Source organism: Streptomyces sp. NPDC052012 (genome assembly GCF_040689265.1).
Classification (GTDB): Bacteria; Actinomycetota; Actinomycetes; order Streptomycetales; family Streptomycetaceae; genus Streptomyces.
Genome location: NZ_JBFAXA010000003.1, coordinates 413,897 through 438,243 on the forward strand (window position 1 = coordinate 413,897; position 24,347 = coordinate 438,243).

The 24,347-nt window shown below is 72.0% G+C and carries 18 protein-coding genes; 7 read left to right on the forward strand and 11 right to left on the reverse strand.

Features of this window, described 5'->3' with window-relative positions; translation table 11 throughout:
• Positions 1-5 precede the first annotated feature (5 nt).
• The 3 genes from AB0412_RS09070 (at position 6) to AB0412_RS09080 (ending at position 5,705) form a co-directional block, all read left to right on the forward strand.
• Positions 6-740, forward strand: coding sequence for a sirohydrochlorin chelatase (locus tag AB0412_RS09070; protein WP_366401851.1), 735 nt, complete (start codon positions 6-8; stop codon positions 738-740).
• 142 nt (positions 741-882) lie between these two features.
• Complete coding sequence (locus AB0412_RS09075) at positions 883-4,911, forward strand: hypothetical protein (RefSeq protein WP_366401852.1); 4,029 nt, start codon at positions 883-885, stop codon at positions 4,909-4,911.
• Complete coding sequence (locus AB0412_RS09080; protein ID WP_366401853.1) at positions 4,908-5,705, forward strand: serine peptidase; 798 nt, start codon at positions 4,908-4,910, stop codon at positions 5,703-5,705. The genes AB0412_RS09075 and AB0412_RS09080 overlap by 4 nt, the downstream gene beginning before the upstream one ends.
• A 28-nt stretch (positions 5,706-5,733) precedes the next feature.
• Here the strand turns inward: AB0412_RS09080 and AB0412_RS09085 are convergent, their stop codons facing one another.
• From AB0412_RS09085 to AB0412_RS09100, 4 genes are all read right to left on the reverse strand, one after another.
• Positions 5,734-6,363: a DsbA family protein gene (locus AB0412_RS09085; protein ID WP_366401854.1), complete on the reverse strand. Its 630-nt coding sequence runs from the start codon at positions 6,361-6,363 to the stop codon at positions 5,734-5,736.
• A gap of 73 nt (positions 6,364-6,436) precedes the next feature.
• A complete protein-coding gene (locus tag AB0412_RS09090) occupies positions 6,437-7,054 on the reverse strand; it encodes a TOPRIM nucleotidyl transferase/hydrolase domain-containing protein (RefSeq protein WP_366401855.1) in 618 nt (205 codons plus the stop codon).
• A 55-nt stretch (positions 7,055-7,109) separates the two neighbouring features.
• Positions 7,110-7,481, reverse strand: coding sequence for a nuclear transport factor 2 family protein (locus AB0412_RS09095; RefSeq protein ID WP_366401856.1), 372 nt, complete (start codon positions 7,479-7,481; stop codon positions 7,110-7,112).
• Complete coding sequence (locus AB0412_RS09100) at positions 7,474-8,022, reverse strand: DUF1697 domain-containing protein (RefSeq protein WP_366401857.1); 549 nt, start codon at positions 8,020-8,022, stop codon at positions 7,474-7,476. Before AB0412_RS09100 ends, AB0412_RS09095 begins: the two co-directional genes overlap by 8 nt.
• Positions 8,023-8,394: 372 nt before the next feature.
• Here AB0412_RS09100 and AB0412_RS09105 point away from each other — a divergent pair, with 372 nt between their 5' ends.
• Positions 8,395-10,644 (forward strand): MMPL family transporter, encoded by a 2,250-nt coding sequence (locus tag AB0412_RS09105; RefSeq protein ID WP_366401858.1) that lies wholly within the window; start codon positions 8,395-8,397, stop codon positions 10,642-10,644.
• Positions 10,645-10,709: 65 nt separating this feature from the next.
• Here the strand turns inward: AB0412_RS09105 and AB0412_RS09110 are convergent, their stop codons facing one another.
• From AB0412_RS09110 to AB0412_RS09130, 5 genes are all read right to left on the reverse strand, one after another.
• Positions 10,710-11,900, reverse strand: a complete 1,191-nt coding sequence (locus AB0412_RS09110) for a glycosyltransferase (RefSeq protein WP_366401859.1) — start codon at positions 11,898-11,900, stop codon at positions 10,710-10,712.
• A 47-nt stretch (positions 11,901-11,947) separates the two neighbouring features.
• Positions 11,948-12,724, reverse strand: coding sequence for an ErmE/ErmH/ErmO/ErmR family 23S rRNA (adenine(2058)-N(6))-methyltransferase (gene erm, locus AB0412_RS09115; protein ID WP_366401860.1), 777 nt, complete (start codon positions 12,722-12,724; stop codon positions 11,948-11,950).
• Positions 12,725-13,059: 335 nt separating this feature from the next.
• Entirely contained in the window at positions 13,060-14,343 is a 1,284-nt protein-coding gene (locus tag AB0412_RS09120) for a sugar ABC transporter substrate-binding protein (RefSeq protein ID WP_366401861.1), read from the reverse strand.
• Complete coding sequence (locus AB0412_RS09125) at positions 14,343-15,176, reverse strand: carbohydrate ABC transporter permease (RefSeq protein ID WP_366401862.1); 834 nt, start codon at positions 15,174-15,176, stop codon at positions 14,343-14,345. The genes AB0412_RS09120 and AB0412_RS09125 overlap by 1 nt, the downstream gene beginning before the upstream one ends.
• On the reverse strand, positions 15,173-16,111 hold the full coding sequence (locus AB0412_RS09130; protein ID WP_366401863.1) for a sugar ABC transporter permease: 939 nt from the start codon (positions 16,109-16,111) through the stop codon (positions 15,173-15,175). Before AB0412_RS09130 ends, AB0412_RS09125 begins: the two co-directional genes overlap by 4 nt.
• 161 nt (positions 16,112-16,272) lie before the next feature.
• On the opposite strand from AB0412_RS09130, the gene AB0412_RS09135 reads away from it, so the two are divergent.
• On the forward strand, positions 16,273-17,136 hold the full coding sequence (locus AB0412_RS09135; protein ID WP_366401864.1) for an aminoglycoside phosphotransferase family protein: 864 nt from the start codon (positions 16,273-16,275) through the stop codon (positions 17,134-17,136).
• An 88-nt stretch (positions 17,137-17,224) separates the two neighbouring features.
• Here the strand turns inward: AB0412_RS09135 and AB0412_RS09140 are convergent, their stop codons facing one another.
• Together AB0412_RS09140 and AB0412_RS09145 are read right to left on the reverse strand one after the other, a co-directional pair.
• Positions 17,225-17,947 (reverse strand): 3'-5' exonuclease, encoded by a 723-nt coding sequence (locus AB0412_RS09140; RefSeq protein ID WP_366401865.1) that lies wholly within the window; start codon positions 17,945-17,947, stop codon positions 17,225-17,227.
• Positions 17,948-18,059: 112 nt separating this feature from the next.
• Positions 18,060-19,304, reverse strand: coding sequence for an SAV2148 family HEPN domain-containing protein (locus AB0412_RS09145; RefSeq protein WP_366401965.1), 1,245 nt, complete (start codon positions 19,302-19,304; stop codon positions 18,060-18,062).
• Between the two features lie 429 nt (positions 19,305-19,733).
• Here AB0412_RS09145 and glgX point away from each other — a divergent pair, with 429 nt between their 5' ends.
• Together glgX and treY are read left to right on the forward strand one after the other, a co-directional pair.
• Positions 19,734-21,866, forward strand: a complete 2,133-nt coding sequence (gene glgX / locus AB0412_RS09150; RefSeq protein ID WP_366401866.1) for a glycogen debranching protein GlgX — start codon at positions 19,734-19,736, stop codon at positions 21,864-21,866.
• A 53-nt stretch (positions 21,867-21,919) separates the two neighbouring features.
• Positions 21,920-24,295 carry a malto-oligosyltrehalose synthase gene (treY, locus tag AB0412_RS09155; protein ID WP_366401867.1) on the forward strand — a complete coding sequence of 792 codons (2,376 nt, stop codon included), beginning with the start codon at positions 21,920-21,922 and terminating at the stop codon, positions 24,293-24,295.
• Positions 24,296-24,347: the final 52 nt, after the last annotated feature.

The following is a 24,347-nucleotide window of genomic DNA, read 5'->3' on the forward strand; positions in this document are numbered from 1 at the left end:
AGCCGATGAGGCCGGTACTGGTCGTCATCGCCCACGGCAGCCGCGACCCGCGGCACGCCGCGACCGTGCACGCCCTGGTGCAGCAGGTCCGCTCGCTGCGGCCGGGCCTGCGCGTGGAGACCGGCTTCCTGGACTTCAACGTGCCCTCGGTGCAGGGGGTGCTGGAGTCCCTGGCGGCGGAGGGCGTCCGTGACGTCGTGGCGCTTCCCCTCCTGCTGACCCGGGCCTTCCACGCGAAGGCCGACATCCCGGCGGTCCTGGCGGACGCACCGGCCCGGCTGCGCATCCGCCAGGCGGACGTGCTGGGCCCCTCGCCGCTGCTCCTCGCGGCCCTGGAACGCCGGCTCCACGAGGCGGGCCTGAGCCCCGCCGACAAGTCCTCGACCGGGGTCGTGCTGGCCTCGGCGGGGTCCACCGACCCGGAGGCGATCGCAGTGATCGCAGAAATCGCGCGGGAGTGGCGGCACACCGGTTGGTGCGCCGTGCGGCCTGCGTTCGCCTCCGCATCCCTTCCGCGCACCGAGGAGGCGGTGCGGGACCTCCGCGCCGCCGGCTGCGCCCGCGTCGCCGTCGCCCCGTACGTCCTGGCCCCCGGCTTCCTCCCGGACCGCATCGCCCGCGGCGCCGCGCAGGCGGACGTCCTGGCCGACGTCCTGGGCCCGGCCCCGGAGGTGGCCCGCGTGCTGCTGGAGCGCTACGACGCGGCCCGCGCCCCGATGCTGGCGGCGATCGGCGCCTGACGGCCGCGCCGTCGTCACCGAACGGCCTTGCGCGGCAGGCCGGATGATCTGCCCGTGAGCGGGTGATCGGGTAGCGTCGGACGGGACCGCGCCGGGGTACGGGGCTCCGGTGCTGTGCCGACCGACGTGCGCAGGAGATCAGTTGGAACGATCAGCCCAGCCCCTGGGCACGCCCGCCGTGGCCCTGCTGTCGATCGGCGTCGGCAGCTTCGACGACGGAGCCGACCTCGAGGAGCTCGGTTTCGTCCGCGCCCGGGTGGACGAGATCGGCCGGGCCTTTCACCGGCTGCATGCCACGGTGGAGGAGTCGCTGGACGCGACCGAGGGCGAGATCGAGGCGTTGCTGCGCGCACGGCTCGTCGAGCAGGCCGGGGCCCTCGATGTCGTCGTGGTCCACCTGATCGGGCACGGCAGGGTCGATCGCGGTCACCGTCTGTCGTTCGTCGCCCGCGACAACCGCGAGGTCGACGTGGACCGGTGGATCGAGAAGGCGCAGCGGGAGGTCGAGCGCGGTGGCATGCGGCACCGCGTGGTCTTCCTCGTGGACACGTGCTCGGCCGGTACCGCGACCGGACGCCAGCCGTTCACCGAGCTCGACGTCGACCGGGGCGTCTGGGCGATCGGGGCGTCGGTCAGCGACTCTCCCACGGAGCGGGGGCAGTTCAGCAGCTGGATCGCGGCGGCCCTGCACAGACTGGCGGACCGGGACCTCACCCTCGACGAAGAGGCCATCGCCTTCAGCCGGTTCGTCCGCGAACTGATCCGGGTGATCCGCGGTGAGGGGCAGGCGCGCCGCTTCTCCCTGGGGTTCAGCGTCGAACAGGGCGACGCCGACTGGCCGTTCCTGCCCAATCCGCGGCTGGCCTCGCTCACCGCCGAGCAGATCCAAATACGCCGCCGGTCCCTGGGGTACGTGCCGGGCGAGGGGGACCTCGGAACCGGCGCGCCTCAGCACGTGGACGACACCCGCTACTTCGCCGACCGGGCTTCCGGCCGGGGCCTGGTGCCCACCGACACGGGCACCGGATTCTTCTCCGGCCGCTCGGCGGAGCTCAGCCACTACAGGCGGTGGCTGTCCGGCGAAGCACCTCTGCTGACCGTCACCGGCGCGGCGGGTGCCGGCAAGTCCGCGCTGCTCGGCGTCATCGTCTGCGCCGCCGACCCGCAGCTGCGGCGGCGCTTTCGCGAGCTGTGGGAGTCGGCCGGTCGGGATCTGCCCGAGGTGCCCGGTCTGGTGGCCGTCCACGCGCGGCAGCGCACGGCCCAGCAGGTGATCGGCGCCATCGCGGACCGGGCCGGTCTGGCCACGGGAGCGAAAGCCGACGGAACCGGGCGAGCCGACGGAACCGACGACGCGGCGGACACGGACTCGGACACGGACTCCGCCGCGGAGCCCGGTGGCCCGGCCGGCGCCGCGTCGACCGCGGCCTACTGGACGGCGGGCCGTCTGCGTCACGAGCTGCGGCAGGACGGGGCGCGCCGCGTGATCGTGCTGGACGCCGTGGACGAGAGCACCGAACCCCAGGCGGTGCTGCGGCTGGTGACCGACCTGCTCCGACCGGGTTCGGCGGACGGTGAGCCCGTGGCAGCCCCGTGCCGGATCGTGCTCGGTGGCAGGCGCGAGATCGTGACCGCCCTGTCGGCCTTCGAGGACGCCGCGGACATCGCCGGCGACCACATCGACCTGGACGCGGCCGAACGCCGTACGGTCGAGGAGGACGTCCGGCACTACATCGAGCGGCTGCTGTCGGCCCGCGAGCCCTACGCGACCGGTGCCTCCGCGGAGTTCGTCCGGCTCCTGGCGAAGAAGGGCGCCCACCACATAGCCGGCGGGCCACCGCAGGAAGGCCCCTGGGGTCCGTTCCTCCTCGCGGGCCTGTACGTGCACTATCTGCTGACGCTGAGACATCCTCCGCAGGACGAGGCGGGTGCGGACGCGTACGCGAAGTCCGCGTCGGCGGACCTGCCCGCGCTGCTGGAGTCGATCCTCAAGACCCGGCGTCACGACTATCCGTCCCTGCGTGCGGTCCTGGCCGTTCTGGCCCGGTCCCGCGGAGACGGGATGCCCCGCACGACCCTCCGGCGCTGCCTCGCCGCGTTCGACGCCGGCGGCATCGACGACGAGCAGTTCCGGGACACCCTGCAAGAGGCCTCGCCCTTCCTGCGGTACGGCAGCGACCCGGACAGCGGAGACACCCTGTACCGGCTGTTCCACCAGGGCCTCGCCGACTACCTGCGGCTGCATCCGGTGAGCGAGGATCCGCTGGAGGAGTCCGAGAGCGCGGAGGTCGAGCGAAGACTGCTGGCGGAGCTCGTCCGCCCCTTCACCTCGGACGCCGACGCGCACACGGACACATGGGAGGCCGCCGAGGACGAGCCCTATGTGCTGCGCCACGCGCTGGCGCACGCCGCGCGGGCGGAGGCGGTGGAGGCGGCCGAGTCCCTCCTCGGCGACCCGTACTTCGTGGTCCGTTTCGATCTGCGCGAGGACCACCGCGCGTTCGACCTCGTGCGCGCCTCACCCGCCGCGGACCATATTCGCCTGCTGAGCGCCTCGTGGGCCGCACACGCCCGGCTGCGCTCTCCGTCCGACCGCGCCTCGCTGTTCGCCTTCGACGCCGACCGGTTGGGCCTGCACGAGCTGCGCGAGCGTTTCACCCGGATCGCTCGGGACACCACGTTGCAGCCGGAGGCGGGAGGGGACGCGCTGCTCTGGTCGCAGGGCGGGCAGGCGACTCCGAGCAGCCGGTTCATCGAGAGCGCGAGCGACGCGGTGACCGACATCGCGTTCTCGCCCGACGGCGGTCTGCTCGCCGTCGCCACCCCCAGCGGAGTCCGGCTGCTCGAGGCGGAGACGTGGCGGCCCGCCGTTCCCGCACTCGGCAGGGAACAGGGGCGCGGCTGGACGAACGCCCTCGCCTTCTCTCCCGACGGCCGTCTGCTCGCTGTCGGCAGGCATGAATTCTCCCGGAGCGTCCAGCTGTGGGACGTGCACCACCGGGTGCCCGCCGGTCCGCCCTGGCCGGTCTGGACCGGCACGCCCACGGCACTGGCCTTCTCCCCCGACAGCCGGCGGCTGGCCGTGGGCAGCGAGGAACTCGGCGTCTCCGTCTGGGACATCACGGGGGACGGCCCGGTGGAGGTGGCACGCCGTGAACCCAGGGACGACGCGCACGAGTTCACGCGCGTCCGGGACGTGTCCTTCAGCCCCGACGGCTCCCGGCTCGCCGTGTGCGGATCCGCTGGGGCCGCCCTGTGGGACCCGGAAGGCGACTGCTGGAGCCCTCTGCCGGACGGCCGGTTCGTCGATGTCGTCGCCTTCACGCCCGACGGCCGGCAGGTGGTGTCGGCGGGGTTTCGCCAACTGTCGTTGCACTCCGCCGAGGATCCGTCGCCCGGGACGGAGATCGCTCTGAACGGCCGCGCGAAGGCTCTCGCGTTCAGCTCCGACGGGTCCGTCCTGGCGGTCAGCTGCGGGGAATCGATCGATGTCATCGACATGGAGTCGGCCCGTGTCGTCAACAGCATCCCGCTCGGCAGCTCCCGGGCCGCGGTGGTCGCCCTGCATCCGGTGACGGGGGTGCTGGTCAGCGGCCACAGCGACGGTGAGCTGCGGGTGTGGCCGCACTTCTCCGAGCCCGCACAGACCCCCGACCTGGCGCGCTTCACATCGAATCTCGTCGTGGCCGCCTCGGACGGCCGCTTCCTCGCGGCCCTCGACGACCGACGGCGCATGCTGCGGCTGCTCGATCCGGCCGACGGTGCGACTCTGGCGAGCCGCCACCACGACGTGAGAGCCTCGCAGCTCGTCCTCGCCCCGGACGGCAACACTCTGCTGGTGGCGTCGTACCGGCTTCTGCAGGTGTACCGGACCGGGTCACTCCGGCTCCAGGGGCCCGAGGTGGTGGATCTGGCCGGATGGCTGGCCGAGCCGCCCGTCTTCTCCCCGGACGGCAGGCTCGTCGCGGCGCTGGTGTTGCAGGAGCGCAGGAACGTCTGCTTCCTCACGGTCTGGGACGCCCGGACGCTGCGCACACGCCGGAGGATTCCGCTCCCCGGCCGGCCCGACACGGCCGGTTTCGCGGGCAACGACCGGGTGTACGCCGTCGTGAACGAAGCCGTGGGCACCTTCAGTTGCGCCGACACCGAACCGGAGGCACCGCTCGAATGACCCGCGTACTCGGCATCCATGGCGTCCGCAACTACAAGGCCGCGGACGCCACACCGTCCCTGGGCAGCAAGCGGCTGCGTGCCGACTGGCTCGCCGCGCTCGGTTCCCGCGTCCCGGACTTCGACCTGGACGTCGCCTACTACGCGGACCTGCTGCGCAGCGAGCGGCAGAGCGACACGCTCGAGGAAGCCGACCTCGCCCTGGTGGAGCAGTGGGCGCACGCCTGGGGCGTCGACACGGGTGGAGTCCAGGGACGGGCGACCGGCTGGCTGCGATGGATCTGCGGTCAGGTCGCGCAACGTACCGGGCAACGACCCGCGGTCGTCGAGCGGACGGTGCGGCTGTTCTTCCCGGAGGTGACGCGCTATTTCGCCTCCGGACGCACGACCGTACGGGAGCGGGTGCGGTCCGCGCTGCTCCGGCATCGGCCGGAGGTGGTGGTCGCGCACTCGCTGGGCAGCGTGGTCGCCTACGAGGCCCTGCACGAGCTGGCGGACGACCTCGACGTCCGGCTGCTGCTCACACTCGGCTCACCGCTGGCCCTCCCGCACGCGATCTTCCATCGGCTCGACCCGCTCCCCCGGGACGGCCACGGGGTGAGGCCGCCGGGCGTACGGCGGTGGGTCAACGTCGCCGACGTCGGCGACTTCGTGGCCATTCCCAAGGGAGAACTGGCGCGTGTCTTCACGGGTGTCGAGGAACTGCCCGACATCAGCATCGCGCCGTTGTGGCCGCACAGCGTCCTCGACTATCTGCAGCACCCGGCGGTGACCGGCGCGCTCCTGACGCGCTGACGTCCCCGCCTCGGCCGAGTCGCCGACTTCACGCGAAGGACAGTCCGCCCGTGCGGGTGCGCTTCAGCTCGAAGACGTCGGGGTGGAGGGCCAGGGTGCGGAAGCTGTCGAAGAGCCGGGCCGCTTCCTCGCCGCGGGGGATCGCTCGGAGTACGGGGCCGAACCACACCGCTCCGTCGATGTGCAGGGTGGGCGTGCCCACGTAGCCGCCCGAGTCGGGTTCCGCACCCGCCTCGTGGCTGCGGCGCACCGCCTCGTCGTACACCGGGTCGTGGGCCGCGGCGGCTAGGTCGGCGGGCAGGCCCAGTTCGGCGAGGGACTCCATGATCACCGTGTCGAAGTCGCCGTCCATGCCGCGTTCGTGGATGCGCGTGCCGAGGGCCGTGTACAGGTCGCGCAGCACCTTCTCGCCGTGCCGTTCGGCGGCGGCCACCGCCACCCGCACCGGGCCGATCGAGCGGTCGACCAGATCCCGGTACCAGTCGGGGAGGTCGTTGCCGACGTTGTGCAGGTAGAGGCTCATCACGCGGAAGCGGAGGTCGAGGGAGCGTTCGCGTTCGACCTCCAGCAGCCAGCGGGAGGTGATCCAGGCGAAGGGGCAGGCGGGGTCGAACCAGCAGTCGACACGGGTGGGCGCGGCGGCGTCGGCGTTCGTCATGGATCGACCGTAGAGGGGAGGCGGCCTGGTGGCCTGGTCCATTTCCGTGCGCTCTCGCTGGGCCAATCGCCCGTCACAAGCCGGCGAGCAGTCCTTCGAGGGGCGCCGGCACGCGGTCGGGGTCGAGGGCCTCGACGAGGACACGGCCGTAGTGGATCTTGCGGCCCTTCTTCGTGCCGAAGAAGCGCCTGTACTGCTGCTGGGGGGCGCGGCCCTGCTGGGCGGGCTGGCGCAGGAAGGTCCGCAGGGGACGGAACTCGCCCTGCTCCCGCACCAGTTCCGCCACCCGGTCCACGCCCAGCGCGCGGATCAGCTCGTCCTCCAGATCGGCCGCGCAGACGAAGATGTCCTGCTGTGCCGCACCGGCGCGTTCGAAGCCGCGGACGTAGTAAGGGCGTTCCGCCACGTCGCACAGGCCCGTCAGGCGCAGACCCAGGCCGGGTGCGCCGAGGAGTCCGGCGTAACGCCCGACGCTCATCGCCCCGTCGATCGACAGGACGGCGACGCCTTCCGCCGCCAGGTCCCGGCCCCGGCGCTCCGCCAGCGCGTCGACCGCGGCGACGTCGCTGCGCCCTTCGAGCAGGACGACCGTCTCGACGGACAGCCGCGTGGCCAGTTCCTGAGCGGGGGCGCCGGGGCCACCCGCCGCCCATGCGGTGACCGCTTCCTGGAACGCCCCCATGTCAGTCATGTGCCGAGTCTCGACCAGTTCCCGCCGCGGCGCGAGGGAGTTTCCGCCGGCGTCGTCAGTGCGTACCGGAGGGGAACAGCGTCCCCTGGTGGAACCACAGGCGCCAGCCGTCGTCCGTGCGGCGCCACAGGGAGCTGCGGTGGGCGCGGCGGCCGTCGGCGTCGGTGTCGTAGGTGAGGTGGACGACGTCCGGGGCGAGCCGGACCGCCTTCATGCCGGAGACCTTCGTGGGCGGGGCGTCCGCCGGATCCTCCTCGAGGAGGGTGAGCGTCGTGGCACGGTCCCAGACCCGGCCGGAGGCGCCGAACTCGTGGAACTCGGGGTGCAGCAGGGCCGCCACGCGCTGGGGTGACCGGCGCACCTCGTGGTCGAGCAGGAGCAGTTCGCCCTCGATGGCGGCGTCCACGCCGGTCTCGTCCTCAGTCATCGGTCATCTCCACGAGTTTCACGACGGTGTTCCAGTTCCGGGTGGTGCCGATCAAGCCCTTGGTGAAGCGCGGGCGCGCCAGCATCTCGGCGAGCTTGGAGCGGCCGAGGCCGTTCGGCGCGTAGAGGTACAGCACACGGTCGCCGAGGCGGAACTCCTCCGGGAGGAAGGCCTCCTGGTCGATCCCGGCGAAGCGCTCGGCGTCGACCGGGGCGGAGAAGTACGTGGCGTGGAGCTGCTTGGCCTCCAGCTCGGCCGCCGGGAAGGGGCATGCCTCGACGACCGCCTTCAGATACGCGTGGTCGCGCACGATCACGTCCACGGCGAAGCCGAACTGCTTCTCGATCGCCGAGGCGAGCTCCGCGGCCAGCGACTCCTCGTCGCCGTGCGTCGCGGTGAACACCGCCTGCCCGCTCTGCAGATAGGTGCGTACGCCGTCGTGGCCGAGGCCGGTCATCAGGGTGCGCAGGTCGGCCATCGGGACTTTTCTGCTGCCGCCCACGTTGATCCCGCGCAGCAGGGCCGCGTATGTCGTCGCCATGCGCACACCATAAAGCGGCCGTCGTGCCCCGTGGGGGCGGGCACGACGGCCGCCGTCCGCGTTGAGCGCACGTGCGCGAAACTCTGGCGGAACGACGCGGCGCGAGCAACCGGTACACGCGCCTGTTCACACACCTGTGACTTATTCAACAACCTTGCGAAAAGACAAACCCTGATCAACATCGCCGACGGCCTCATTTAGATGTAGGGGCCCTGTCCTCCCCAGTGGGGAGAAGGCGAAGGCCCAGGGGATGAGCCCGGAGCTCGGAGCTTCACCGGGCAGCACGACGAGATGGCCTGATCCGGCCCATACCTTCGAGAGCGAAAGGTGGCGGCAGGGGGTCGCTGCCGCACACGAGGGAGCGAGCCCGTCATGGGGAACGGAGATTCGCGGGTACGGGGCCTCGCCGCCCGGGCCGGCGGCTGGAGCGCCCGGCACCGATGGGCGGCCGTCGGGATCTGGGTGCTGTTCGTGGTACTGGCGATGGGACTCGGTTCGGCAGCCGGCCGGGTCGACGTCAAGGACAGCGATCAGCTGGGCGGCGAGACGCACACGGCGGCCCGCATCATCGAGGACGCCGGGATCGAGGAGCCGGCCGGTGAGACCGTACTGATCCAGGCCAAGGGCGACGGGGTGAAGGCCACGGACGCCGAGTTCCGGGCCGCCGTCACCGCGGTCGTCGCGGCCGTGGAGAGGACCGGCGAGGTCACGGACGTCACCTCGCCGTACGAGAGCGACACGATCTCGCAGGACGGGCGCAGCGCGCTGGTCCAGTTCGACATGCGCGGCGACGCCGACACCGCGGGCGAACGGGTCGAGCCGGTGCTGAACGCCGTGGAGGAGGTCCAGAAGGACCACGAGTCGCTGCGGATCGAGGAGATCGGCGGCGCCTCGATGATGAAGACGTTCGACGACGCGTTCGGCGACGACTTCAAGAAGGCCGAGTACTCCGCCGTGCCGGTGGCGTTCGGCATCCTGCTGATCGCGTTCGGCGCGCTGGTGGCGGCGGTGCTTCCGGTGGTGCTCGCCATCACGGCGATCATGGCGACGATGGGTCTGATGGGCCTGGTCAGCCACCTTCAGCCGATGAGCGAGACCGCCAACTCCGTGATGCTGCTGGTCGGTCTGGCCGTGGGCGTCGACTACTGCCTGTTCTATCTCCGCCGTGAGCGCGAGGAGCGGGCGGCCGGCCGGGACGCGCAGACGGCGCTCAGGATCGCCGCGGCGACCAGTGGACGCGCGATCGTCGTCTCCGGTGTCACCGTCTGCGTGGCGATGGCGGGCATGCTGTTCACCGGGCTGGCCGAGTTCGAGGCGATGGGTCTGGCCTCGCTGATGGTCGTGGCGGTCGCCATGGTCGGTTCCGTCACCGTGCTGCCGGCGCTCCTTTCGCTGCTGGGCGAGCGGGTCGAGAAGGGCCGCCTGCCGTTCCTGCGCAAGCGGCGCACCAGCGGAAGCAACGACAGCCGGTTCTGGCGGGCCGTGCTCGACCGGGTGCTGGCCAGGCCGGTGCTGGCGGTCGTGGTGGCCACGGGCGCGCTGCTCGCGGTCGCGGCCCCGGCGGTCGGCATGAAGACGCAGAACCTCACGCTGGACCAGGAGTTCGGCGACTCGCTGCCGATCGTCCAGACGTACAACCGGGTCAACGACGCCTTCCCGGGCGGCTCCGAGCCCGCCGAGGTGGTCGTCAAGGCGGACGACATCAACGCCCCCGAGGTGAAGTCCGCGCTCGCCGACTTCCGTGACCGGGCGATCAGTTCGGGCGCCTCGCGCGGCCCGGTCGAGATCAAGCTGCACGACCAGCAGAACGTCGCCTTCGTCTACGTGCCGCTGGTGGGCGGTTCCGACCAGGACAAGGCGGGCGAGAGCCTGGACACGCTGCGCGACGAGGTACGGCCCGCGACGCTCGGCAAGGTCGACGGGGTGGAGGCGCCGATCACCGGGCAGGTCGCCGGTTCGAAGGACTTCAACGACCAGCTGGTCGGGTCCGTGGTCCCGGTGTTCGCGTTCGTGGTGGTGTTCGCCTTCCTGCTGATGCTGCTGTCGTTCCGGTCGCTGACCGTCGCGATCACCTCGATCGTGCTGAACCTGCTGTCGGTGGGCGCCGCGTACGGCATCCTCGTGGCGGTGTTCCAGCACGGCTGGGGCGCGTCCCTGGTGGGCGCGGAGGGCGTCGGCGCGATCATCACCTGGCTGCCGCTGTTCCTGTTCGTGATCCTGTTCGGCCTGTCGATGGACTACCACGTGTTCGTGGTCTCGCGGATCCGTGAGGCCCGCATGCGGGGCCGTACGACGCGGGACGCGATCCGGCACGGGGTGGTCACCACGGCCGGTGTGGTCACCAGCGCCGCGGTCATCATGGTCGCCGTGTTCGCGATCTTCGGGACGCTGTCCATGCAGTCCATGAAGCAGATGGGCGTGGGCCTCGCGGCGGCGGTGCTCATCGACGCGACGATCATCCGGGGTGTGCTGCTCCCGGCGGTGATGGCGCTGCTCGGCGAGCGCAACTGGTACCTGCCGAAGTGGCTGCACCGGCTGCCCGACCTGACCCACGACGAGTCGCCTCAGGCGGCGGCGCGGCCGTTGGCGAAGGACGACGAGGGGGAGCCGGTGAAGGTGTGATCCGGCAGGAGGACTGAAAGGGCCCGGCGGACATCCGATCCGCCGGGCCTCTCCCTGTGCGCGCCTTACGGCAGCTCAGCCTCGATCAGGTCGGCCGCCCTGCGTGTGCCGCCCTCCTTCGCCATCTCCGCCTGGATCTCCCTCAGGCGGCCGGCCACCTTCGGGTCGTCGACGAGGGCGAGGGCCGTCGCGCGCAGTGTCTCGGCGGTGGCCTCCTCGGTCGGTACGTGGCGGGCCACGCCGAGCGCCTGGAGCATGTCGGCGTTGCCGAACTGGTCCACGGCCTGCGGCACGGCGATCATCGGCGTGGCGGTGGCCAGCCCTTCCTGGCTGCCGCCCGCACCGGCGTGGGTGACGAACAGGTCGGCCTGCTTCAGGATCGCGAGCTGCGGCACCCAGTCGTGCACCTCTACGTTCGCGGGTACGTCGCCCAGCTCCGCGGGGTCGACATGCCGGCCGACCTGGAGCACCAGGTGCCAGCCGGGCAGGTCGCCGAACGCCTTGACGCACTCCCGGTAGAAGCCCGGCTGCTTGGTGAAGGACGACCCGAGCGACACCAGCACGACCTTCTGCGCGCCCTCGGGCCGCTGCCACTCCCCCTCGGCGCCGCGGTCGCCCTGGCAGGCGCCGACGAAGGAGTACACGCGCTCGTCGACCCGGTCGGCGTGCGGCTGGAGGGCCTTGGGGATGAGCACGACGGAGCGGTCGGGGCGGCCCACGAACGGGTCGGGGTGCATCGTGATCCCGTTCTCCTCCAGCCAGGCCCGGAAGCGGGCGTAGTAGGCCCGCCCCCGCTCGGTCTGCTTCGGCTCCCTCCACATCGGCTCGGCCACCTCCTCCTCGTAGCCCTCCCAGGCGACGAGATTCGGGGAGAGGGAGATCGCGGGCACACCCCAGCGGTGGGCGAGCACGCGCGCCGGGTAGGAGGTGATGTCGTGCAGGACGAGATCCGGCTCGTCACCCTCGTACGCCTCGATGAGCTGCGGGAGTGCCTGGATCGCGTCGTTCAGGAACGGCTCGACGTTGTCCAGCAGGGTGCTCCCCCAGTCCTCCGGGTCGGCGTCGGGGCCGGGCAGGGTGGAGGTCCACAGCTTGGGTTCGGCGCCGGTCTCGGCGACCTTCTCCGCGAAGGCCGGCGGGATCGCGTACGTCACCCGGTGGCCCCGCGCGACGAGCTCGCGGATCACCTCCAGGCTGGGGTTCACGTGGCCGTGGGCGGCGATGGAGAACATGGCGATGTGAGCGGGGCTGGTCATGCGACGACCCTACGCGAGACGAGACGTCTCGTGCAACTGTGTTTGGGTCATGCCCCCAGCACCTCGTGCAGGCGCAGCCAGCTCTGCGGTGCCACCTCGCCGACGAGCACACCGGGGTCGAGGCGCGCGGCCCGGAACGCCGCGTCCACCCGCCGCCTCGGACGGGCGCGACGCAGGGAGGCGTGCAGCGAGCCGCCGACCCCCGAGAAGCCCAGCTCGACCAGCTGCCGCCAGCTGCGGCAGGCGCCGGCGTCGAGCAGCGGGGTGCGGCGGCGCTCGATACGCACGATCCCGGCGTCGACCCGCGGCACGGGCCGGAAGCTGCGCCGGTCGATGCGTCCGAGCAGCCGCCACTCGTAGCGGGGCCAGGTGCGCACGGTGAGCAGGGTCCAGCTGCCGTAGTCGCCGGTGCGTTTACGCGCGTACTCGAGCTGGGTGAGGAGCGTGGCGTCGGTGAGGGCGGGTGCGCGCAGACACCAGTCGACGACGGCCGCGGTGCGCGAGAACGGCACGTTGCCGGCGACGGAGAACGGGGTGCGCGGCGGGCGGGCGGCGAGGAAGTCGGCACCGATGACACGGACGTGGGGCGCGCCGGAGAAGCGGTCGCGCAGCACGGGTACGAGACGCGGGTCGATCTCGTAGGCGCGCAGCTCGCGGCAGCGCGGGGCGAGGGCTTCGGTCAGCGCACCCTTGCCCGCGCCGACTTCGAGCAGCAGCGGGACGGTGCGGCCGTGCGGGACGGCGAGGTGGGCGAGCCGGCGGGCGCCGGCGCGGTCGAGGAAGTTCTGCGAGAGGGCGCGAGAGGTCGCGGTGGGGCGGGCCATGGCCTGCGGTCCTTGTCTTCCGGAAGGGAGAAGGGCAGACGAAGCGCCCTGACCGGAAGGCAGAGAAAGCAGAGGAGGAAGGCAGGGAGGCGTGTCACGGCCCGCCGCGCTGGTTCAGCCGCGGCGGGCGGGGCTCCCCGGGCCGGTCAGGGCTCCGGGGCCACGACGCATCCGGATGGAGTACGTGCAGCCCCGGCCGGGACCGGAGTTGAAGATCGCGTTGAACGCTGCCACGGAGGGGACGTTAGGCGGGCGTCCTGGCGGCGTGCAACGGGTTTTCGGCGCGCCCGGCGTGCGGGTGCGCCCGGCGTGCGGGTGCGCCCGGCGTGCGGGACTCAGCGCTGGTAGCGGGCCAGGACGAGGTTGCCGTCGTCCTCGACGCGGTCGCGCAGCTCGTCGAGGCCGATCGCGCCGCTGTAGTACTCCTGGAGTGCCGGGGTGGCCACCTTGTCCTTCCACTCGGGATAGCCGCGGACCGTCTGCGCGGGGGCCGGGCGCAGATGGGCGGCGAGGGCGGTGCCGGTGGCCCAGCCGTGTTCGGGGGTGCGCAGGGCGCGGTCGGCGAGGGCCTCGGTGCCGGTCGGCAGCATCCAGTCGCCGAGGGCGAGGCGGACCATGTTGCGCGGCTGGAGCAGGAAGTCGAGGAAGGCGGCGGCCTCCTTCTTGTACGGGCAGTCCTCGGCGATGGAGAGGGTCTGCGGGCTGACGCCCTGGGCGAGTCCGTCGGCCCCGGCGGGGGCGGGCAGCACCGTCCAGTCGAATCCGTCCGGTGCCTGCTGGACGATCTGCTGGCGGTAGGAGAAGCCGAGCGGCACCATCGCGTACCGGCCGCCGAAGAAGCCGGGCAGGGTGTCGGAGCCGCCGCTGCCGAGGGTGGTCGGCGAGGCGCTGCGGTCGGTGTTCACCTGGTCGTGGATGGTGCGCGGCACGACCTCGTCACCCTCCTCGAAGCGCACGGTGACCTTGCCGTCGGCGCCCCGGTGGAACAGCCGTCCGCCCGCCGACAGGGAGAGGTTGAGGGTGGCGGACACCGGCTCCTTGAGCGGCCATGCGATGCCGTACTTTCCGTCTCCTGACCCGAGTTCCTTCGTCACCCGGCGGAACTCGGCCCAGCTCCACGGCTGTTCCGGCGTCGGGATGCGGACCCCGGACTTCTTCAGCCAGGTCTCGTTGGCGATGAGCACCCGCGGCTCCTGGAGGAAGGGCACGCCGTAGATGCCGTCGCCGAAGGTGGTGGTCTGCCAGCTGCGGCGCGGGATGTCGGCCTTGAGGCGGGCGGGCAGCAGCTCGGTGAGGTCGGCGAGGTAGCCGCCGTAGGCGAAGTCGGCGAGGTCGTCGGAGGCGTCGTGGATGATGTCGGGCGCCTCACCGCCCTCGAAGGAGGTGAGCAGCTGGTCGTGGACGCTGTCCCAGCTGCCCTGGACGTACTCCACCCGCACGTCCGGGTGGGTGGCGTTCCACTCCGCGACCAGTTCCTTGTTGGCCTCGACGGACTCCTCCTGCCAGGCCAGGGACTGGAAGCGCAGGGTGATGCGGCCGTCGTCGCGGGTGCCGCCCGAGGAGCAGCCCGCGAGCAGCAGGACGACGGCGAGGGCCGCCACGAGCAGTCTGGTCCGCATCAGCTCTTCACCGCCCCGGCGAGCATGCCGCCCGTGATCCGCCGCTGGATGACCGCGAAGACGACCAGTGACGGCAGGGTGGCGAGGAACGCGGCCCCGGCCAGCGGGCCGAGGTCGGCGACTCCCTCGGCGCCGATGAAGTGGGTGAGGACGACCGGCAGGGTCTGTCTCTCCGCGGTCTTCAGCAGGACCAGCGCGAAGAAGAACTCGTTCCACGCGGTGATGAACGCGAACAGGGCCGTCGCCACGATGCCCGGTGCCAGCAGCGGCGCGGTCACCGACACCAGGATCCGCAGCCGTCCCGCACCGTCGACCGCCGCCGCCTCCTCCAACTCGGCCGGTACGGCCCGCACATACCCGGTGAGCATCCACAGCGCGAAGGGCAGCGCCCACACCACGTACACCATCACCAGCCCCGGCACGGAGTTGATCAGGTGCAGGTTCTTCAGCACCAGGAACAGCGGGATGATCAGCAGCACGAACGGGAACGCCTGGCTGACCACCACCCACCCGGTCGCGGCCCGGGCGAGCGCGGTGCGGTGGCGGGCCATGACGTAGGCCATGGGGGTGGCGACGAGGACGGCGATCAGCGCCGCCGAGGACGCCGCGAGAAGGGAGTTGAGGGCGGCGCGCAGCAGCGGCTGTTCGTCGAAGGCCTGGCGGAAGTTGTCGAGGGTGGGGTCGTCGGGGATCCAGGTGGGGTGCAGGTCGGCCAGCTCGCGCGGAGGCTTGAACGCGGTGGAGACGAGCCACAGGAACGGGAAGGCGAGGAAGACGAGATAGGCGAGCAGCGCGGCGTACTGGCCGGCGCGGGCGGCTCGGCCGGTCCTCATGCCTCGTCACCTCCCTTGAGCCGGCCCACGAGGAAGACGGCCAGCATGACCGAGACGGCGGCGACCATGACGCAGCCCATCGCGGCGGCGTAGCCGAACTGGCCGTAGCGAAAGGCCTCTTCGTAGGCGAACAGCATGGGCAGCCGGGTGCGTCCGCCGGGGCCGCCGGCGGTGAGCACGTAGACCAGGGCGAAGGAGTTGAAGTTCCAGATGAGATTGAGTGCCGTGATGGCGAGGGCGATGGGGCGGATGGCGGGCCAGGTGACCGTGCGGAAGCGGCGCCAGGCGCCGGCGCCGTCCACCGCGGCGGCCTCGTGGAGTTCCCGGGGGGTGTTCTGCAGTCCGGCGAGCAGCGCGACCGTCGTCTGCGGCATACCGGCCCACACGCCGACGAGGATCACCGCGGGCAGGGCGGTGGCGAGCCCGCTGAGCCAGTCCCGGCCGTCGCCCAGACCGGCGTCCCGAAGGGTCTCGTTGAGGATGCCCGCGTCCGGGTTGTAGACCAGCCGCCACATGATGCCGACGACCACCTCCGGCATGGCCCACGGGACGATCGCGAGGGCGCGGGCCAGCCAGCGCAGCCTCAGGTCCTGGTTGAGCAGCAGGGCCAGGCCGAGAGCGAGCAGGAACTGCGGCACGGTCACCCCGACCGCCCACACGAGGCCGATCCGGAACGACTCCCAGAACAGCGTGTCGTGCAGCAGATCCCGGAAGTTGAGGGTGCCGATCCACTGGGTGGGCTCGGTGCGGCCGGACTGGGCGTCGGTGAACGCCAGCAGGATCCCGTACAGCAGCGGTCCGACACTGAGGACGAGGATCGGCAGCAGCGCGGGGAGCACCAGGAACCAGGGGCTGTGACCGACGACGCTCCGCTCCCGCCGCCCCCGGTCGGGCGCCTTGCCCGCCGGTCTGCTCACCTCGGTCACCGATGTCACGGAATCAGCCCCTTTGCGCGGCGCGGACGGGCCAGGTCATGGTCGTGAAGGGTTTCCGTCTCGTCAAGGGGCCGCGCACACCGTCCGACCTGTGCGAATGGGAAACTGAGCGGGTGGGTGGCCGGATCCCGGCGATGCGATCGGAAAGGCAGGGCGGACGGATGGACGAGGCTCGGGCGCGTGGGGTGCTGGCCGCGGCGGAGGTGCTGCCCGGCGCTGCCGGGGACGCGCGGCTTCTCGCCCTGGGCGAGAACGCGGTGTTCGCCGCCGGTGACCTGGTCGTCAAGGTGGGCCGCGACGCCGGACTGCTGGACCGGGCGCGCCGCGAGCTGGACATCGCGGCGTGGCTGGCGGACACCGGGGTGCCGGCGGTGCGGGCGGCCGAGCCGGAGGCGCTGCTGGTCGAGGGGCACCCGGTGACCGTGTGGCACCGGCTGCCCGACGCGGTGCGGCCCGCCGAACCGCGTGATCTGGCCGAACTGCTGCGAGTCGTCCACGCACTCCCCGCTCCTCCTTTCGGGCTTCCGCCCCGCGATCTGCTGGGTGGTGTGGACCGCTGGCTGCGGCTCGCGGGCGACGCGATCGACCCCGCGGACGCGGCGTATCTGCGTGAGCGGCGGGACGGTTTCGCGTCGGCCGCGGCGGCGCTGACGCCCCATCTGCCGCCGGGTCCCGTCCATGGGGACGCACTGCCCCGCAATGTGCACGTGGGGCCGGACGGGCCGGTGCTGGTGGACCTGGAGACCTTCTCGGCCGACCTGCGGGAGCACGACCTGGTGGTCATGGCGCTCTCCCACGACCGCTACGGGCTGCCGGACGAGGCGTACACGTCGTTCACCGAGACCTACGGCTGGGACGTGCGCACCTGGGAGGGCTGCTCGGTGCTGCGCGGCGCGCGGGAGACGGCCAGCTGCGCCTGGGTCGCCCAGCACGCGCCGGGCAATCCCAAGGCGCTGGCCGAATTCCGGCGCCGGGTGGCGTCCTTGCGGGACGGGGACGAGACGGTGCGCTGGTATCCGTTCTGAGCCGGATCCCGGCCGTCGGCCGCGGCCGGTGCCTGACGGCCACCGGACAGGCCGGCATGGAGACCGGCTTGACTCGGAGCGGCTCGGCTCAGACCGGCTCGCCCGCCGGTTCACGCAGCGGCCACGCGCCGTCGATCGTCGCCGTGGGGTCACCCTTGCGGCGCAGGAAGTCCTGGAAGTCCGCCGCCCACTGCGCGTACCACTCGATCTGGCGGCGGTGCAGGTCCGCCGGGCCGAGGGCCGCGACCTTGGGGTGGCGGGCGGCTATCGCGCAGGCGAGCCGGGCCGCGGCGAGGGCGTCGGCGGTCGCGTCGTGCGCGGAGTCGAGGGCCACGCCGTACTCGGCGCAGACCGCTTCGAGGTTGCGTTTGCCGCGGCGGTAGCGGTCGACGGAGCGGTCGATCGTGTAGGGGTCGATGACCGGGGCGGGGTCGATGCCGCCGAGGCGGTCGCGCAGGGACGGCAGTCCGTAGCGGCGCAGTTCGGCGGAGAGCAGGGTCAGGTCGAAAGCGGCGTTGTAGGCGACGACCGGGACTCCCGTCTTCCAGTGGGCGGTCAGCACGCCGGCGATCGCGTCGGCCACCTGGTCGGCGGGTCTGCCGTCGGCCGCCGCGCGCTCGTTGCTGATGCCGTGCACCGCCACCGCGTCCTCCGGGATCGGCACGCCCGGGTCGGCCAGCCACTCCCGGCGCCCCATCGGCTCCCCGTCCCTGACCTCGATCACGGCGCCCGTGACGATCCGCGCCTCGCGCGGGTCGGTGCCCGTCGTCTCCAGGTCGAAGCCGATCAGCAGCTCCCGGTGCCAGCCCATGGGCTGCCCCCCTTCTGTGTGGTGCGTTCCCCCAGTGGTCCCCACCTTCGCATGCACCACTGACAATCCGAGGATCGCCTTCCGCTTACGGCTCCTGAGGGGTGGGTCCGCCTCACGACACCGGTCGCGAATCCGCCCACATCTGCTCGAACTCCTCGCGGTAGGTGGGGAACAGCCCGACTTCCTCGGCCTCGCCCGGTTTGACCACCTTGTTCCCGTTGCGCAGGACCAGCACCGGGGCCTCCATGCCGCGGGCCCGGCGCAGATAGCTCTGCACGACGGCGATGCCGTCCGCGCCGTCGCCGTCCACGAGGTACGCCGTGCAGCGCGGTGTCTCGTCGTAGACCTGGATCTCGAAGGCGCCCGGGTCGCGCAGGCGGGAGCGGACACGGCGCATGTGGAGGATGTTCATCTCCACCGCGCGGCCCAGCTCCCCCCGCTTGAGGCCGAGTTCGCGCTCGCGGCGCTTGACCGCGCTGGAGGCCGGGTTGAGGAACAGCAGCCGCACCCGGCAGCCGGACTCGGCGAGGCGGACCAGTCGGCGGCCGGAGAAGTTCTGCACCAGCAGGTTGAGGCCGATGCCGAGGGCGTCGAGGCGGCGGGCGCCGCCGAAGATGTCCTCGGCCGGGAACTGGCGCAGGAGGCGCACCCGGTCGGGGTGGACGGCCACCACGTCGGCGTACCGGTCGCCGACCAGGTCCTCCACCGCGTCGACGGGCAGCCGGCGGGCGGAGGGGACGTCGCCGCCCGCGCCGAGCATCTCCAGCAGACGTGCGGAGGCGCGTTCGGCCTGGTTCAGCACCGCCTCGGACAGCGCGCGGTTGCGGGAGACGACGTTGCGGGTGACCTCCAGCTCGTCCAGGGCGAGCTCGATGTCGCGGCGGGCGTCGAAGTACGGCTCGAAGCAGGGCCAGTGCTGGACCATCAGCTCGCGCAGTTGCGGGAGGGTCAGGAAGGACAGGACGTTGTCGTCGGCCGGGTCGAGGAGATAGCCCTTGCGGCGGCTGACCTCGCGCACGGCCACCGCGCGCTGCACCCACTCCTGGCCGGCGGGACCGGCGGCGGCGACGACCCAGTCGTCGCCGTGGACGGGTTCGTAGATGGGGCGCAGCACGGCCGCGACGACCGCGCGCAGGCGCTGCTCGACGAGGTTCAGCCAGATGTAGGCGCGGCCGGCGCGCTGGGCACGGGTGCGTACCTCGCGCCACGCGTCGGCGCCCCAGTCCAGCTCGGGCCCGATCGAGCCCGCGCCCGCGTCCATCGGCCGTGCCAGGGACACCGCACCGGGCGGGACGTCCGTGGAGTTCCCCTCGTGACCCTCGTCACCAGGGGGCAGCTCCAGCCCTCCCGAGCCCACCCGCGCACCGCCTTCCACTCCCCTGAGCCTCCCCGGCCCGACGATCAAGGAGACTACTCCGCAAGGGCCACGGGGTGCAGCCCGATGGACAGGCTGGTTTCTCAACTTCCTTCTTCGGCAGGAATGTTCTATGGGCGCGGGTCGGCTGTGGGTGAGCGGAGTCATACCGGGGGTCGCGGTCGCGACGGGACGACGGAGCCCGCCGCAGTCGTGCCCCTCCCTGCGCTGCCACCGGGGGCCGGCGTGGGGACCGGGTGAGCGGCGGGCTCCGTCGTGCCGCCGCGACCCGCTCCGGGTACGTCCACAGCCGCGGGTGCGTCGTGGTAGTCCCCTGCCGCCGGGGCATCAGTGGTGGGGGTTCCTCACTTTCGGGGAGACTCGGAGCCAAGGCGTCCACACCGGCGCCGTACACCTGAAAGAGTCGTGTCCATGCAGGTCTGGCCTGGCGAGGCGTATCCGCTCGGTGCCACGTACGACGGCGCCGGAACGAATTTCGCGGTCTTCACGGAGGCCGCGGACCGAGTAGAGCTGTGTCTGCTGCACGACGACGGCTCCGAGACCGCGATCGAGTTGCGGGAGAGCGACGCGTTCGTGCGGCACGCGTACGTGCCCGGCATCATGCCCGGGCAGCGGTACGGCTTCCGTGTGCACGGACCGTACGCACCCGAACGCGGGCTGCGCTGCAATTCCGCGAAGCTGCTGCTCGATCCGTACGCGCGTGCGATCAGCGGGTCGATCCAGTGGGGCGAGGAGGTGTACGGCTACCACTTCGGCGACCCCGAGCAGCGCAATGACCTGGATTCCGCGCCGCACACGATGACGTCGGTCGTGGTCAATCCGTACTTCGACTGGGGGGACGACCGGCGGCCCCGTACGGAGTACCACCACACGGTGATCTACGAGGCCCATGTGAAGGGTCTGACCATGCGGCATCCGGGGCTGCCGGAGGAGCTGCGGGGGACCTACGCGGGGCTGGCGCATCCGGCGGTGATCGAGCATCTGACCGAGCTGGGGGTGACGGCGCTGGAGCTGATGCCCGTCCATCAGTTCGTCAATGATCACCGGCTCGTGGACATGGGGCTGAGCAACTACTGGGGCTACAACACGATCGGGTTCTTCGCCCCGCACAACGCCTACGCCTCCTGGGGGGACCGGGGGCAGCAGGTGCTGGAGTTCAAGTCGGCGGTCAAGGCGCTGCACGAGGCGGGGATCGAGGTCATCCTCGATGTCGTCTACAACCACACCGCCGAGGGCAATCATCTGGGGCCCACGCTGTCCTTCAAGGGGATCGACAACCCGTCGTACTACCGGCTGATGGACGATCGCCGGTATTACATGGACACGACGGGGACCGGGAACTCCCTGCTCATGCGGTCGCCGCACGTGCTGCAGATGATCATGGATTCGCTGCGGTACTGGGTGACGGAGATGCACGTCGACGGGTTCCGGTTCGACCTGGCGGCCACACTGGCCCGGCAGTTCCACGAGGTGGACCGGCTGTCGTCGTTCTTCGACCTGGTGCAGCAGGATCCGGTCGTCTCCCAGGTGAAGCTGATCGCCGAGCCGTGGGACGTCGGCGAGGGCGGCTACCAGGTGGGCAATTTCCCGCCGCTGTGGACCGAGTGGAACGGCAAGTACCGGGACACCGTGCGCGACCTGTGGCGGGGCGAGCCGCGGGCGCTCGCGGAGTTCGCCTCGCGGCTGACCGGGTCGTCGGATCTCTACCAGGACGACGGGCGGCGCCCGCTGGCCTCGATCAACTTCGTGACCTGCCACGACGGCTTCACCCTGCACGATCTGGTGTCGTACAACGACAAGCACAACGCGGCCAACGGCGAGGACAACCGGGACGGCGAGAGCCACAACCGGTCCTGGAACTGCGGGGTGGAAGGGGAGACCGGCGATCCGGAGGTGCTGCGGCTGCGGGCCCGGCAGATGCGGAACTTCATCGCCACGCTGATGCTCTCCCAGGGCGTGCCCATGATCAGCCACGGCGACGAGCTCGCCCGCACCCAGCGCGGCAACAACAACGCCTACTGCCAGGACAACGAGCTGGCCTGGGTCGACTGGCCCGAGCCTGAGGAGGAGGGGGACGAGGATCTGCGGCGGCAGCTGCTGGGGTTCACCCGGGCGATGGTGTGGCTGCGCAAGGACCACCCGGTGTTCCGCAGGCGCCGCTTCTTCCACGGCCGTCCGGTGGAGGGCACCCACGACGACCTGTCGGACATCGCCTGGTTCACTCCCGAGGGCGCGGAGATGACCCAGCGGGACTGGGACTCCGCGCGGGCGTCGGCGCTGACGGTGTTCCTCAACGGGAACGCGATCTCCGAGCCCGGTGCGCGCGGGGAACGCATCACGGACGACTCCTTCCTGCTGATGTTCAACGCCTCGCCCAAGCCGCTGGACTTCGTGGTGCCGGTCGACCACGGCCGCCAGTGGCAGGTGGTGGTCGACACCGCCCGCGCGGACGGCGTCCCGCCGGGCACCGGCCCCAAGGTGCACGCCGGGGACCGGCTGACCCTGACCGACCGGAGCCTCACGGTGCTCCAGCGGCCGGTGTAGTCGGGGCGGCGGGCGATGACAGGAAACGCGGCAGGACGGGTACGTACGTCTGCATGACCTCTGAGCGGACTCCTGAGCGGACCATTACGCGCGCCGATGCCGCGGTGCCGACGGCCACGTACCGGCTTCAGCTGCAGCCCGGCTTTCCCTTCGGGGCCGCGGCGGCGGCCGTGCCGTACGTGGCCTCGCTCGGCGTGTCCCATCTGCATCTGTCGCCCGTCCTTCAGGCCGTGCCCGGTTCGCTGCACGGCTACGACGTGACGGACCACGCGCGCGTGCGGGAGGAGCTGGGTGGTGAGGAGGGGCTGCGGGCGCTGGCGGGCACCGCGCGGGAGCACGGGCTCGGGCTGATCGTCGACATCGTGCCCAACCACATGGCGATGTCGCCGCGCCACAACCGGGCCCTGTGGGAGGTGCTGCGGGAAGGTCCCTCCTCGCCGTACGCGCGGTGGTTCGACATCGACTGGGAGGCGCAGGACGGCCGGGTGCTGCTGCCGGTGCTCGGCGGGCCGCTGGGCGCGGAGCTCGGCCGGATCAAGGCCGACGGCGAGGTGCTGCGCTACTACGATCACGAGTTCCCGCTGCGGCAGGGCACGACGGGGCTGGAGCTGCCGGAGCTGCTGGACGCGCAGCACTACCGCCTGGGGTGGTGGCGGCTGGCCCGCACGGAGCTCAACTACCGGCGGTTCTTCAGCATCTCCGAGCTGATCGGGGTGCGGGTGGAGGACCCGGAGGTGTTCGAGGCCACGCACGCGACGGTCCTGCGGCTGCTGCGCGAGGGCGTGATCGACGGGCTGCGCGTCGACCACCCCGACGGGCTCGCCGACCCGGACGGGTATCTGCGGCGGCTGCACGAGGCCACGGGCGGCCGGTGGACGGTCGTGGAGAAGATCCTGTCCGACGGCGAGCCGCTGCCCGCCTCCTGGCCGGTCGCGGGCACCACCGGCTACGACGCCCTGCGGCACGTGGACGGCCTGTTCGTGGACCCGGCCGGGTTCGGGGAGCTGCTGGGCCAGTACCGGAGGTTCGCGGCCCCGCAGACGGACCGGGGCGGCGACTGGGACGCGACGGCGCGGCGGGCCGCGTACAAGGTGCTCACCCATGAGCTGGCCACCGAGGTCGACCGGCTCACCCGGGTGGCGGGCCGGCTGTGCGCGACCTCGCCCGAGCCGGCGCTGCGCGACCGCGCGCCCTGGGCGCTGCGCACGGCCCTGCAGGAGCTGCTGGTCCGCCTGGAGGTGTACCGGCCCTACGCCTCCGTGGACGCGGCCGGTGTGGTCACCGAGGAGTCCGCGGCCGAGGCCCGGCTCGCCTTCGTGGTGCCCGAGGAGGCCGAGGCGGTGGACGTCGTACGGGATCTGGTGCTCGGACGGTACGGCGACGGACCGCAGCACGTGGAGTTCCGTACGCGGTTCGCGCAGACGGCGTCGGCCCTGCGGGCCAAGTCCGTGGAGGACACGGCGTTCTACCGCTATGTGCCGCTGCTGTCGGCGACCGAGGTCGGCGGGAATCCCGGCGCTCCGGCGGTGTCCGCGGAGGAGTTCCACGCGTACTGCGCCCGCGTGCAGCGCGACTGGCCGACGACCGGGACGGTGGTCTCCACGCACGACACCAAGCGCAGCGCCGACGTGCGCGCAGCGCTGCATGTGCTCACCGAGTGCCCGCAGCGCTGGGCTGACGTCCTGGCGGAGGTGACGCGCACCGGCGAGGGCGTGCCGGACGCGCAGCTGGCGTGGGCGGCCTGGCAGACGGTGTTCGGTCTTGGCCCGGCCGAGGAGGAGCGGGTCCAGGGGGCGCTGCTGAAGCATGTGCGCGAGGCGGGCCTGTACACCAGCTGGACCGAGCAGGAGCCGCCGTACGAGGAGGAGGTGGCCCGTTTCGTGACGGCGGGCCCGTGCGGGCGGCCGGGCGAGCACGTGACGGCGTTCCGCACCTCCCTGGAGCCGCACATCCGCGCGAACGTCCTGGGCGCGGCCCTGGTGCATCTGACGATGCCGGGCGTGCCGGACGTCTACCAGGGCACGGAGCACGAGTACCGGGCGCTGGTCGATCCGGACAACCGGCGGCCCGTGCACTTCGGTGACGGGGAGGACGGCGAGAAGCGGACGGTCACCCGTGCGGCCCTGCGCCTGCGCGCCCGCCGCCCGGAGGTGTTCGGCGACACGGCGACGTACGAGCCGCTGCCCGCCGACGGCCCCGCTGCGTCCCACTGTGTGGCCTTCGTCCGCTCGGGCCGGGTCGTCACGGCCGTGACCCGCCTGTCCCTGCGTCTGGCGGAGGCGGGCGGCTGGCGGGACACGGTGCTGTCCCTGCCGCCGGGCCGCTGGACCGACGTCCTGGACCCCGGCCGCGAGTTCACGGGCCACGCGCGCGTGGCAGACCTTTTCACGCCGCTGCCGGTGGTGCTGCTGGAGCGGGCCGGGGACTAGCGGGCCGGGGACCGAAATCCGGGGGTTCTCGTGCGGTCTGTGAGGTGTCCGG